Raw genomic sequence first — 13742 nt, forward strand, 5'->3', positions numbered from 1 at the left:
CTCATATTGTTCAAAGTTAATTCAAGGTATTGTACTTTAATGAAGTTCCTCAGAAGAAAAAATGATAATCATGGTTTATTTTTACTCCATGGATGAAAGCAACTGGCTTAAATATAAGTAATATGATATTCATGATTTTTCCTGCGCATAGCGTAACAACGTATAACGATTCAATAATTGTTTAAAGTGGGTATCGATACGTTGGTATTCTGATTCAGGTACCACACCTTGTGCTTGTAACTCTTCCAAGTGGCGAAGTTCTTCCTCAAGAGGTAAACCTTGATTAAAATGCTGGCGAGCAGTAAATATAATCGTTTTTAATTCAGAGCCCGTGATGTAGCTGCGAGGTTTACCGTCTAATTTGTCCAATCGTTCACTTAAATGATTAAGCTGCTCCATTCCTTGAGACCACTGCCTCATTTGCGTTGCTGAAATGGCATTGACTTGCATGGCTTGTTGCTGTCCACTCCCCTTTAATTGAGACACGTTAAATTAGAGTTTTCTAACTGTTGACGATAGGCCTCCGGTGGGAGGTGATTTAAACTTTCATGGGTTCGATTTTGGTTATAATCTTGCAGCCAAAACCACGCTAATTCTCGCACTTGGCTTAATGATTCAAATAAATACGCATTTAAAAACTCTCGACGGAACGAACCATTAAAACGTTCGATAAACCCATTTTGCTGCGGTTTTCCCGGTTGAATATGGCACAGTAAAATTTGGTTATCTTCACAATAATTCAATAAGTTAACTGAAATGAGTTCAGGGCCATTATCGACTCGGATCTGTTTCGGTAACCCTCTTTCGGCTTTTAAACGTTCAAGCACCCTGATGACGCGTTCAGCCGGTAATGACGTATCAACCTCAATCGCCAAGCATTCACGCGTTCCTTCATCAATAATGTTGAGAGTTCTGAAGCGCTTACCGCAATATAAACTGTCGTGCATAAAATCCAATGCCCATTGAATATTCGGGACTTTTTCTATCACTAATGGTCTTTTTTCACGCTTCGGAAGCACTTTTTTAACCCGTCGTTTCAGGTTCAATCCTAATCGACAATAAACGCGATAAACTCGTTTATGATTAAAAGGATAGCCTTGAAATCTCAGTCGGAAATAGCATTTCCAGAATCCCGATTGTGGTGATTTCGCTAACACAGATTGTATGGCATCGATCACTACTTGGTCTTTTTTACGCCAATCTATTTGCTGATGGTAAAACGTGGCTCGTGACAACGACGTTAGCTTACAAGCCTTAATGACTGATAAGCCTGCCTCTTTTAATGATTGAGCACAGGATCTCTTTTCAGCCACTACCAACCCTTTTTTGCGAAAAGCTCCTTCATCGCGTGGTTTTCAAGGCTAACTTCCGCAAAGAGCTTTTTCAGTTTCGCATTTTCATCTTCAAGCTCTTTTAATCGTTTAACATCATTCGCTTCCATGCCACCATACTTTGATTTCCAATTATAATAAGTGGCGTTGCTGATCCCATTTTGGCGGCAAATATCTTCCACTTTCATACCAGAATCAGCGAGTTTTAAAATATTAACGATTTGAGTTTCAGTAAAACGAGCTTTTTTCATCATGACCTCTGCAAATTTTAGGGCAGAAAATCTAATTATAGCTGTCTTATTTTAGGGGAAGTGGACATTGCCATTTATCATTCAATACGCGCACTTCAGGCTGAGTGCTAAATTGGGTTGCCAGGTAATTGATCATATTCCAGCTATATTGCTGTGCCCAAATCGGTGATACTGCACCCAGTTCGGTAAGATAGCGGTCAATAGCACTCAGTTTCTCATTAGAAAAAGACGTTGGCTGGTTTGGATTGGGTTGTAATTGTTGGTCTAATTGTGAGGCAATATTCGGTGTGAATTCGGGGAAGGCAGGCAATATTTGTGTAATAGGATTATTCATATTCCACGGACCGAATGTGTAAAATATACCCGCACTTGCTATTGTTCTGCGCAACTAAATCAGGACACTTTTCTTAAGGAATTTTGTTCATACTCAATGGGGGGCAGATCACCGTTGGCAGTATGAAGCCTTTCTAGGTTGTAATAGCGCATATACGCGATAACATCTTCTTTTATCTGTTTCCTCGTCGGCTGTGGGATTTTCAGTACCCAATCGTGTTTTAAACTGCCAAAAAATCGTTCTACAACGGCGTTATCCCAACAGGCTCCAACATCACCCATGCTTGCCCTAATACCATAGCTTGTTAGCAAGCGGCGATATCGCTTACTCGTATATTGAGAGCCTCTATCACTATGAATGACTAAGCCTTTTTCGGGCTGGCGTAAGTTATACGCTTTCATCAAGGCTTTAGTGACTAAATCTGCCGTCATTCATTTATCGATGTGCCAACCCACAATACGGCGAGAATATAAGTCCATCACGATGGCTAAATACATCCAGTCTTCACCTATTTTTAAATAGGTCACATCGCCAGCCCAAACTTCGTTAGCCGCATTAAGATTAAAATTTTGATTGAGCAAATTATCGGCTACGGCATCACTGTGTTTGCGTTTTGTGGTGACTTTGTAAGCAACGCGCTGAGTGACGACTAGGTCAAGCTGAGCCATTAGCTTTTGAACGCCATAAGCACTCACGCTAAAGCCCTCTTTGCATAACCGTTTACGTAACGTTCTATAACCTAAGCTATTTCGACTCTGTTCAAAGATAGCTTTGGCTCTGCGGTACAGGCTAAGTTGTTCTGCGGTGATCAATTTTGCTGGGCGTTTAAGCCAAGCATAGTAGGCAGAACGACTTATTTTCATTAACTTGCAGAGCTTCAGCACGGGAAACTGTGAAGATAATTGCTTAATCGTTTTAAACGCTACTTGGTTTCCTTTAGCAGGAGGGCGCTGGCTTTTTTGTGGATCTCTTTCTCCATTCTAAGTTCTTTATTTTCCTTTCGAAGCCTTAACAGCTTTCATCTGAATTCAAGCTACTACCGGATTGCCCAGCGTCGAATATTGCTTTCCAGTTATAAAGTAATTTATCGGTGATCCCTAAAGAAGCTGCCGCTTTTGGGACGCTATAACCTTGTTCGGTGACTAATGCGACCGCTTCTTGCTTAAACTCAGTAGTATAAAATCTGTTTGTTCGTTTTTTCATTTAACACCTCAATAATTGAATTATATTCCATTATTAAAGTGTCCTGTTTGATTAAAGCAGATCAGTATCACCATGGACGATACGCAATACAAAACGTGCAATCGAAAATTTAAACTTATTTGACGTCCCCGAAGGAATGTTAGCGTTAGATCTATTAGCAATCGGTCCATCCCTTGAGGAGATAGCAACGTTATGGGAAATGTGTATAGAGGAATTATTACACTTCGGCTGGATCATCAATTAACGTCCACGTCGGCATATCTAAATATACGGTTCGGTCATAAGAAACTGGTGAAGGTTTGGTATTAATCGCAGTGGATTGCCAACCGGATAAGGAGTTACGCCACTTCACTTCAAAAGAGACTGTATAATCATATATAATTATACAGCCTGTATCCTCTAGTAACATGGGAAAATTCATATAATAGAATTAATTCCATGTTAAGTTTATTGTTGCTAAAGCATCGGCTTCTCCTGACGTTTTTATTCCATTTGAGCACAAGGTGAAGTTATAGGGGATTTGATTTGATCCTGAAGATAAATTACCTATACTGATTACTTGATTTTTTGTCTGATCAAATTGTATCCATCCTGGATATTTGTCATTATGGTCACATACTGTTTTATTTTCGATATTAGGGCCAATAAATCCTCTTATTTCAGCCGGGGCTTTATCATTTGAATTTTTCATTTTCATTTTTAATGTATTTGTATATCTTCCTATATCACCAGTTACACTAATTGATGCTGATTTTTTTAAACCATTACCATCGCACTGAATATTTAAATTACCTGATTCATATGCTAAAGCTACCTCATTAGTCGTCTGTACTACATTTACTTCACCAAAATTTATTAGTGATGGTGGTGATATAGAACACTTCATATCATTAATAGAATAAGTTATTCCGGTCCCTGTTATTTGTGGGCCAGCTTGTCCAATATTTTTTGGTTGGCCTCTATTTATATAAAGAGAGGGCAATGTCGCAGAAGCTCCAGATTGAACTGTTGATGAAACATAGATACCAGATTTTACAGAACCTATTGTATTTCCCTCTGGGGCGGATAAATCTATAAGTCCATAGTTATTATTTTTTCTAGGGTCAGCACACCAGGCAGATTTTGTATCTGTTGCAGGAGATAAAATACCATTTGAGTTAAATGAATATGAGTAGTTAGTAGAACCCTTTCCAGAAAAACCACGGTACCCGCTTAATGTTCCCGAATATAAAACAAATAAAAAACCTGTCTTAAATTCATATCCGGTATACCCATCGATTGTTGTTAACGGAATCTCTTGATTTAGTGAGCGGCACTGAGTACTATTGTTCGTTTTACTTACATTAAAGGCTAGTCCATCCCAATCACCTTTAGAGAAACTTGTACCTGAATTACCGACTATATTTACAGTTGTTTCACCTAATTCATTAAATCCTCGACGTAACTCTACAGATAAAGCATTATTCATCATTATTAAATATATAATAAAAGATTTAATTAATATCTTATTTCTATTCATGAATATATTACCTTTCACAGTGTGATAATTTATATTTAGGCTACATTTATATAACTTTAATTATTCATATAAATTAATAAATGGGTATTATTGTATTTAAAATATTAACTCTTATTGTATTTATCTAAGAGAGCTTACCCACGAATGATATTCTACGGTAAGCTGGTGATCTTAGAATCATAGTGATATCAGCATTGGCTGATAAACCCGACAATAGTCAACGGATATGGAGGTAGTATAAAGTGCTGCCATATTATTTGCTCTCCGGTCTTTTAGTTGTTAACCAACGATAATCACTTGATTTTTCTATTGTTTTTACTGGTGTTATTTCATCTGGCTGCATAGACGGAGATAGTTTTGTGGTCTCAGCTATTTCGCTTGCCGGTTTTTCAGGTAAACATTTTAGTGTGATATGTCGGATCCCCATATCGGAACTGAGAACTAGTTTGCTTACATTAAATGATGCAGTACAACGTTGCGAAGAGGCATTCCCCCATTTCACCAGAATGCTTCCAGATTCAGGTAATCCGCTCATATAGACCAGACTGTTATCTCCGACAATGGCACTGTTTTCTTCGTTGCCTTTTTCTTCCATTAAAGAAGCAACCGCACCAAACGGAATAGCTGTCTTATTATTCGTTAATGTTATCAATACCTGATAGCCGATACGTGTGGAGAAATTGGTCTTAACCACCGCTCCTTTTGTCGGGTACACATTGATATTAGATTGAACTAACTCAACATCGTCTGGTAAGGTACTGGGATCTAGCCCGACACTATTTTTGTTGTATGCTGAAAGATATGGAGCGACCGCATATCCCCGCCAGTCAGTCACGCTATTGCCGTTATTGACATGAACACCAGGAGCATTCGGAGCACTCACAAGTGCGACAGTGTCTCCTAGTGACTCAGATAACGTAATACCTTCTGAATGTACCAATATTCCCCCGTTAGCATTCATATTCATGCTTCGGGACTCATTACTGTAGCTGTATCCTGCACTTAATGTTCCTTTACTGCCTTTATATCCTACATTAAGATTACTGTTTGCTGTTTGTCCCTGATTCCCCCAGCTTTGGGAAATATTATAATTTACCGAGCTATTCGGTAAATTACCGCTCAGCCCAGCCTGATTTTGTGTCCTACCATGATTATCATGAGTGATTGACGTTGTTGCATAAAGGGATTGCAGTATGGGGGAATATCCGAATATGCTGAACGGAATACTGGTATTTAGTGTAATCTGCCGGTTCTCAGGCCATTGCCCAGCACTGCTTTTTACGCGGTCAATATTGTAATTAATACCATAGTTAATCCCGCGGAAATTATTATTGTAACCTAAAGATACTCCCGTAAGAGTCCGGTCACTACCCCAGTAGTCATCACGGTTGGCACGGAAATTCAGTGAGCCCCAATTATCCATTTGTTGACTCAGTTGAGTCTGAAAGCTACTTCGTCTTCGCTGTATCGTCCATGGACTTATTGCATCATTTAGCCGGTATCCCTCGCTGTTAAACTCACTGAAGTTGTAATAATTTTCTGTTGAATAACGTAATGCAGTTAAATCGATGGATGTTCCTGTTGATAACATACTTTTTGAGTACCGCAAGCGGTAAGATTGTCCAGTCTGGCGACCTTTTTGCTCAAAACGGGCTGAAGAGTGAGTGACGTCAGCAGAAATAGCACCAATATCACCCAGTGATATCCCCGCCCCTCCGCTGGCAGTACGATAATTTTTAGATAATAATACCCCCCCGTATACCGTGATATCGTTCGGTAATCCGTATACTCCGGTCAGTAACATAAAATCGGCATTTCGTGAACTGTTGGTATAACTTCCGTTATAACGTCCGCCAGTTAGTTCATACTTCCATCCGCCGGGACGTAACATCATCGGTAGGGAGGAGTAGGGCACAATAAATTGGCGTTCAGTACCATCTGCTTCTGTCACGGTGACATCATAGTTACCTGACATTCCTGATTGCTGAATATCATTAATAGCAAAAGGCCCTGGAGCTACATAAGTCTCATAGATAATATTTCCGTTTTGGCGCACAGTGATGCGGGCATTGCTGTTGGCAACGCCGCTGATTACCGGTGCAAAGCCTCGTAATTGATTCGGCAACATTTGTTCGTTAGAGCTTAGTTGTATGCCTTTAAATTGTATTCCGTCAATTACCTCATTGCTCGTACTGCTTTCTCCTGCTAAAAGGGTTGAGCGCAAGCCTTTAATATCACGGGATAAATAGGTGTTTGAGAACTGTGTTCTCGAATTGTTATACGATATATTGTCTCCGCCACTGTTATTTGAGCGGGAATGAGTCATAGTACTGCGTAGCCGCCATGGGCCGGCATTGGCCCCCATACGTAATGAGGCAAATAAATTATCATTATTTGTCTTTTTTTGTCCTGACGTATTTGTTGATCGACCTGCACTAATATTGTAGTTTGCCATCAGCGCAGGAATACCATCTTCCCATAAGCTGGGGGCTGACCAGTTGCCGTAAGACGGTTGCATCGCAATTTGTGGAACATTGAGATTTAAACGTAGACGCGCCAGATCCAGTCTGGTAGTTGCCTGAGGGATATAGGCTGCCAAATTATCAATCACTGTGTGTGCGGGAATATCTTTCAGTGAAGGTACATGGTTAACATCAATCCCCCATTGCTCCATTTGAGCCAGTGTAAGTAAAGGAGCTACCTGTCCCTGCGAATTTTTTTGGAAATCTAACGTATATTCCCCAACTGCCTGCTCGTTCATAAAGACAGTTACGGTATACTCGCCTTCTGCCACACCCCCAGGTTCGGAAAAAGCGGATAAATCCACAGAAGTGCTACTGCCCAAAAAAGCAGGATCAAAGTAATCCTCTGCCAATGCCGTAGGGCACCCTAGACATAAAGCAAGCACTAATGGATGATAAGCGTACTGTTTTTTAGCTGACAGGTTATTAGTAAGTGAAAAGCAATAACTCTTGAGCATACCTGCATATCCCCGGTGATTATTTTTTTTGATTATCAAGTGGTCGCGTCATCGGCTCTGTCGGGATGCCATACTCATTGAGTAACTGCCAGCGGACATCACCAGAAGGTTCAATATCCGGCAAAGAGTATGTCTGCTGCCCCAGAGGAGGAACCATTTTTAACAACGCCTTATTCCCAATTATGCTTTTCCCTACGGACAAATCGGCAAAAGTGGCATAAAAAACGGTGGGATTAGTGACAGTAATCTGTGTACCCTGACGTTTAAATTGAAGTGCCTGAGCAACATTTTGTACCTTATATGGAGGCAACCCTTCCGGCCGATAAAACATTTTTAATGTGTTTTGTAATGCTAGGGTCATATGTGCTTGTTCTTTGGCATTATCTTCACGTTTTTTTTTGCTTGGGATTGTTTTGATCTGAAATGCAAAGACAGATTCTTTATTGGTTGGCAGTGTGTTTTGGATCAGGCGAATACGGAGTGTCGTTGTTTCTCCTGATTCTATCCTTACCAATGGAGGCAAAACAATAAACGGCGATGTAGCAAGTGAAGGGGTATCATGAGCCTCCTCGACAAGCGAAGTTGGCAATGTTGTTACACGCGATTGCATTAAATAAGGTGTTGGTGTGTTATTAGTAACAGCAAATGTTATTCCTTTAGTTTCTTTTCCGGAATAAATGATACGGGTGGATGGCAGCGTGATGCCACTATATTCGTTTACATTTCCTGCTAGGGAATATGTACTGCTTGAAAGCAGCAATATTATTACTTTTAGCCAGTTTAATAGTCTTACCGCATACCGGAATAATCTCAATCTCATGGCTGATTTCTCCGGACGGTGATAGTTTGGTTATAGGGTTGACTCACAGAGCCATAATCATTAATGACGGTATAGCTTACAGTTTCTGTTTTACCCAATACGTGATACGTTTTCTGCGTGAATGGGGCGATCATGGCACCTGTTTTTGTCAGATCAATATGTTGCCCTTTGAGCGTTAAAGTATTTAACGTTAGATAATATGGCGTCGGGTTATCCATGATGACGTTATCTTGATTGGCATAAAATGCCAGTTTGTTTTGTGCTTCGCGCGCAGTCATTGCTAATCCTGCCGGGCGGTAAAATAATTTAATTAACGTTTGAACGCCCACAGATACTCTAGGTGAGATAGCCGTATCTTCTGATTGCCCAGGTTTGGTTCCCGGAGGGATAGCCAAAAAACTCAGATAAAACACTGATTCCCTATCGATAGGAAGGTCTTTTTTCCCCTGAGGTAAAATACGTACCATATATTGACTTTCCGGCTCTAAACGGAATAGGGGAGGAGTCACACTGAAAGGAATTACACTCTGCTCATTTTGGCCTGGAACATTCAAAACTTCAGTTTTGACTAAATACGGCTGGTTACTTAGGTTTTGGATACCGGCTGTTGTACTTTTATCTTCTGCATGGAAAACTACGCGTGTCTGGGGTAGTTTAAGACCCTCTGCCGCCTTGAGTAACGGACTGAATCCCCACAATACGATCAATAATATTGTCGGTAATCCACAAAATCTTCTCATGTGTCTTCTCCCTGTATCAGTCATAAGCTAGCTGAAACCGGATAGTGGCTTTAAATGCTCCAGTCTGATGATCCGGAGCTCTGCTGCACGGTGAGTAACTTCCGCATGATAATCGAGCATTCAAATTCAGAGAGCTACCATTCAATGCTTCAATAGTACTTCCTGTTTTTGCCTTAATTACCCCGCCGCCCTCAGTCACAGCAATATTTGCACTGTCCTCAAACAATTTCTGGCCATTAAGCGACAATTTCACCCCGTAACCGTTCGCGGGGTAAGCTCCGGCCGGTTCGGGGGCATCAGCAAAATAAAAGTCACTGCCGCCTAATTGTACTGTTCTGCCCGTGACTTGAATCTGCGGAGGTCTTGTCATACCGTAGTTACTGCAATCACTAAAGGAAATAGTCACTCCGCCGGTAGCTTCCAATCCTTCACCGATTAGTTCTGAAGATTGGACTCCCTCGCCGGTCGGTGTAAAATCAATATTTTTTGGGTATACATTCATTGTGCATGTAGGTGCCACAAAAATGGCAGAAAAGCGGAATGTCTGAGAAGCTGTTCCCGCCTTAGCATTCATACTTATGGCTCCAGTACTTAACAGAAAAAGCCCAGCGTAACACCAAGGCAACAGCCGGAGTACGGGTAAATATATCATTTTGATTTCCATTGAATTACGGGATTATTCCAGTGATGGTTAACCTAGCCTGAAAAACACCGGGGATAATATTGCTGCTGTCAGTCATTCCTACTAAACCTACCCATAACACTTGGCGTTCAGTAAAATTGTTACTTGCATTCAGAGGAAGTAATGCCATCGTTTTACCATTTTCAATAGCTTTACCTGTTAATCCACGAGCATAAAAATCACTTAGTGGCGGCGGGGTATCCCGCGCAGCTGCCGAAGTGGCTGGCTGAATCATAAAACCAACCCCATTGTTTCCTACATCATTATCGAGAAAAATCCGCGTATTTGATGCATACGGGGTTGTACCCGTGATCATCACCTGAGGGGTAGCAGCATAAGTGCAACTAACATTGGCAACTATCGGCTGGATTTCTACTGTTTTTCCCGGCGAAAAATCGGCGGCAATACGTGGCATAAAAACCAGTTCTTTGCTGGAGTAATCCAGAGTACAGCTACCATCAGTAATTGTGGCAATAAAATTTGTCGTATGAGCTGATCCTACCGGAATACCTGTAATCGCCTGAACATTACCGGAGGAAAGCAGCATCGCACTGATAAAGACTAGATAGTAGCTATTGTATTGAGCCATAAAAACCTTCTTGACCACCATAATCATTGATAGCCTGCCAGTGAACCTTGCCTTTGAGTTGAGGGTTCGCAAAAAGAGTTTCCCCGTACGGTGCAATCATATTTTGCTCACGGACACCGCGAATATTTACAGGCTTACCGTTTACTGTCAGGCTACCGAGGGTAATATAATAAGGTGTTGGGTTAGTTACTTTTAGGCGATTATCCGCTACGGTAAATTGCAGCTGCCCCATGGCTTCTTTTTGCGTGATAGGTAAACCATAAGGGCGATAAAACAGCTTTATAATATTACCGGTCGCTACATTTAATGTTCCTTCCGGAGCTACAAATTCCGTTTGAGGTAATGCTTGTGTCGCTGGTAATGCAGCTACGCGAAGATAAAAAAGAGATTCTTTATTTTGAGGTAATTGGGCCCCTTTCTTTATTACACGTAGCTGATTGGTAGTTCCCGGCTCTAGACGGAAAAGTGCAGGGGACAGAACAAAAGGTACTGACGTATCCTGCCCGCCAATATCGCGAAAAATCTGCGCTTTAACTAAAAAGGGATGCATTGAACTTTCGTCACTGCGAACACCTATGCTACTGCCCCCTTCCTGTGTTTCGTTTACGCCAGAAATAATGAGGCGTGTGGCAGTAAGTGAAACACCAGCAACAATAGGAGCCGACCATAGAGCCATAACTAATATGATGCCGGTATAGCGTAATGTTTGATGAAAAGAAATGCTCATATTCCCGGTACCTGTTAACAAATAAAATAAATCATATGGATATATTCGAAATGGATACGGCATTTCACTGCCGTATCCGATTTACAATTTATTGATTTAAAAATTATTCTGATGCGTACGAAATGATGATAGGTGCGGTGTATAAACCGGCAGTTGGATTTTCAATTGTTGACGCCATTGCTACGTTAAAAGTATATGACGCGCCGCCATTGGTACCAGGACCTTCATCGCCAGTATAACCGGTAATATTTAAAGGAACTGGCTCGTCATTTTTTATTGCATCTGCAGAAGTGACTTTGTCAGTTTTTAAGACCATAAAACCGGTCTTAGGGTTATTTCCTACAAAAATATTGTTGTTACCATTAGGCGCTGTGGTGCCTGAAATATATAAATTTCCACTACCTACTTTTGAGTTTTTAGTCTCGCAATTTTTCAGCGTAACAACCATCGGAACAGGCGTGCCTACCACACTATTTACTTTCTTTTCGAAGTCACTAGTGATATGCCTCCCGGTGTCGACAGTGGTTCCCCCGGAAACACCATTGACATCAATATCGCATGTTACAGCTGAAATAAGACCGCTGAGTGTTACATCTGCGGTATTTTTATCAGCAGCATTTACATTTAAACTAAAACCTATTGTGGCTGTTAATACAGCAATAGATAATAAACTTTTTTTTAAAATCATAATAACGCCTTATTGAAGTTGATTGAAAAGTAAGCTTACATTGTAAGCAGTAAGAGGTTTTAAAATTAAGATATTTAAAATTATAAAAAATATAATGCTTAATATATGAAAATATAGAACAGATGATTTTGTTATAAATTAATTTTATTACGTTAGGTAAATTTAAAATAATAGAATAAGAAAATAACCCTTAATAGTGTAATGATTAGAGGGTTCCATTTCTGTGGGATGCCAGTGAATCAGGCTCTATCCCATTGAAAAACATCAAATAACTTACAAGTGGTATTTATGTTAATCCTATTTATTCTACGCTAATAGCAAAATTAAATGAAAATAGCGTTTTGATTATTTTAATAATGACAATAAATGTTATTTTATTAAATTATAGACATTGCTAATTCCACTAATTAAATATTAGAGTTATTGGGTTTTATAGTTTAATTTATTAAAGTATAAATACACTATTTATTTTATAAATTCATCACCGAATTAAAAAGCTATGAAAAAATATATTAAATAGCTGCTTTATGAATATGTGATTAGTTTAAAGACTATAAAAAAAAAATCAAACACCATAAAGGTGAAAAATTCATAAGTAGCATTAAATTTACCCTTGTGAGGTGTAGGTGATAAATTAAAATATCTATATAGAACAGTCTATTAAAGAGCCAGTCAAAATAAGCCAATCAAAAAAAAATGGATTAAAGAACTAAAAAACATCTTTATTAGTAGTAAATAAAAACTTATCCACTGAAACTTCTGAGATTACATGAAATTAATATGAATAAATATAAAGCTAATTATCTTTATATCTCTAATAAAAAAATCCTTTTATATCAATTGGTTATTTTAAAATTGTCTTTTTAGGATTTATTAAGGCTTGTTTATCTAGGTGAAATTTCCGATACACTCCCCTTAAAATGAGATAGCTATAATTAGATTATTCCGCCTAACAACTTAAATAGATTATTATAAAAAAAGTTTATTTTGCTGAAACTAAAATATTTAATGGCTTAAAGCTTGATGATCCAGTTATGAGCGCCGAATATATTTGTCGTCAAAATGGGATTAGCAATACCGAGGTATGGCAGGTAATAGTGTTAAATATTTAAACGAGCTTGAAGAAGATAATACTAAGTTTAAAAAATGTTTACCAAAGTGAGCCTCGAAAATCATCCGGTGAAGATGTTATTTTTAAAAATGGGGACTACTGAGAAGTAGTTCCGTGCTTAGCTATTAAAATAGGTAATCTTGTCAACCATTAACGCTTGTCGGTTAACTTTGTTATCCTGAGTAACATTTTATCAATAGTGATTAGGTTGGGGGGAATGAACGTATGGTGATCGATGCCATACCATATATTTTAACCCCGTCACCGCAAGCTAGATTTGGTTAAAACTAGTATCAACTGTGATTTCAAGATTATCTTTTTAATCATAAAAAAGTTTATCGTCTTTATTATTATCGTTTAGGTTTAAATTTAAAGCGTCTCATTAAAAACTCATACTGTAATATTGATAGTCGAAAAAATATCGAAATTTTAATGGGGGGCTTTATGTATGATTGCGCTATGCGTTGGTAACCGATTTAGAAAATTAAATATTATTGAGGCGTATACACGTGAATTTTTAGCGATAAAAGTCGATACACTGCTGCTTTTTGAGTGAGTTATAAGAGTGCTAGAATATTTATAAATAGATAGAGGTTTGTTAAAACAAAATAGAATTTGATGAAATCAAGATTCAATAGGGTAATTATCATTAAATGTAAAAAGTTAATAAGATAAATCTTATATTTCTAGATTTTAAGTTTGGAGATAGTAATGAAATTAACTATTTTACAACAACTTTAAAGTTAAAATATTAACAATGTTAAATA

Annotated in this window: 12 protein-coding genes and 1 pseudogene; all 13 read right to left on the reverse strand. The window is 38.9% G+C overall.

Annotation, left to right across the window (positions count from 1 at the left end; translation table 11 throughout):
* Positions 1–129 precede the first annotated feature (129 nt).
* Entirely contained in the window at positions 130–486 is a 357-nt protein-coding gene (locus MNY66_RS05535) for a VasL domain-containing protein (protein ID WP_241501641.1), read from the reverse strand.
* A protein-coding gene (locus tag MNY66_RS05540) for an IS3 family transposase (RefSeq protein WP_395351331.1) occupies positions 474–1582 on the reverse strand; the annotation gives its coding sequence in 2 pieces (ribosomal slippage) (positions 474–1330 and positions 1330–1582; 1110 coding nt in all). The genes MNY66_RS05535 and MNY66_RS05540 overlap by 13 nt, the downstream gene beginning before the upstream one ends.
* A gap of 46 nt (positions 1583–1628) precedes the next feature.
* Positions 1629–1916: a hypothetical protein gene (locus MNY66_RS05545; RefSeq protein WP_241501642.1), complete on the reverse strand. Its 288-nt coding sequence runs from the start codon at positions 1914–1916 to the stop codon at positions 1629–1631.
* Between the two features lie 59 nt (positions 1917–1975).
* Positions 1976–3119: pseudogene (locus MNY66_RS05550) on the reverse strand (IS3 family transposase).
* 217 nt (positions 3120–3336) lie between these two features.
* Positions 3337–3528 carry a hypothetical protein gene (locus MNY66_RS05555; protein ID WP_241501643.1) on the reverse strand — a complete coding sequence of 64 codons (192 nt, stop codon included), beginning with the start codon at positions 3526–3528 and terminating at the stop codon, positions 3337–3339.
* Between the two features lie 21 nt (positions 3529–3549).
* Complete coding sequence (locus MNY66_RS05560) at positions 3550–4638, reverse strand: hypothetical protein (RefSeq protein ID WP_241501644.1); 1089 nt, start codon at positions 4636–4638, stop codon at positions 3550–3552.
* Between the two features lie 253 nt (positions 4639–4891).
* Positions 4892–7618, reverse strand: a complete 2727-nt coding sequence (locus tag MNY66_RS05565) for a fimbria/pilus outer membrane usher protein (protein ID WP_241501645.1) — start codon at positions 7616–7618, stop codon at positions 4892–4894.
* Positions 7619–7637: 19 nt separating this feature from the next.
* Positions 7638–8438, reverse strand: a complete 801-nt coding sequence (locus MNY66_RS05570) for a fimbrial biogenesis chaperone (protein WP_047257119.1) — start codon at positions 8436–8438, stop codon at positions 7638–7640.
* A complete protein-coding gene (locus MNY66_RS05575; protein WP_047257120.1) occupies positions 8435–9178 on the reverse strand; it encodes a fimbrial biogenesis chaperone in 744 nt (247 codons plus the stop codon). Before MNY66_RS05575 ends, MNY66_RS05570 begins: the two co-directional genes overlap by 4 nt.
* A 16-nt stretch (positions 9179–9194) precedes the next feature.
* Positions 9195–9752 carry a hypothetical protein gene (locus MNY66_RS05580; protein WP_241501646.1) on the reverse strand — a complete coding sequence of 186 codons (558 nt, stop codon included), beginning with the start codon at positions 9750–9752 and terminating at the stop codon, positions 9195–9197.
* Between the two features lie 94 nt (positions 9753–9846).
* On the reverse strand, positions 9847–10449 hold the full coding sequence (locus MNY66_RS05585) for a hypothetical protein (protein WP_241501647.1): 603 nt from the start codon (positions 10447–10449) through the stop codon (positions 9847–9849).
* Entirely contained in the window at positions 10433–11176 is a 744-nt protein-coding gene (locus tag MNY66_RS05590) for a fimbrial biogenesis chaperone (protein ID WP_047257123.1), read from the reverse strand. Before MNY66_RS05590 ends, MNY66_RS05585 begins: the two co-directional genes overlap by 17 nt.
* Before the next feature lie 103 nt (positions 11177–11279).
* Positions 11280–11864, reverse strand: coding sequence for a fimbrial protein (locus tag MNY66_RS05595; RefSeq protein ID WP_241501648.1), 585 nt, complete (start codon positions 11862–11864; stop codon positions 11280–11282).
* Between the last annotated feature and the right edge of the window lie 1878 nt (positions 11865–13742).

The organism is Moellerella wisconsensis (assembly GCF_022592395.1).
Lineage (GTDB): Bacteria > Pseudomonadota > Gammaproteobacteria > Enterobacterales > Enterobacteriaceae > Moellerella > Moellerella wisconsensis.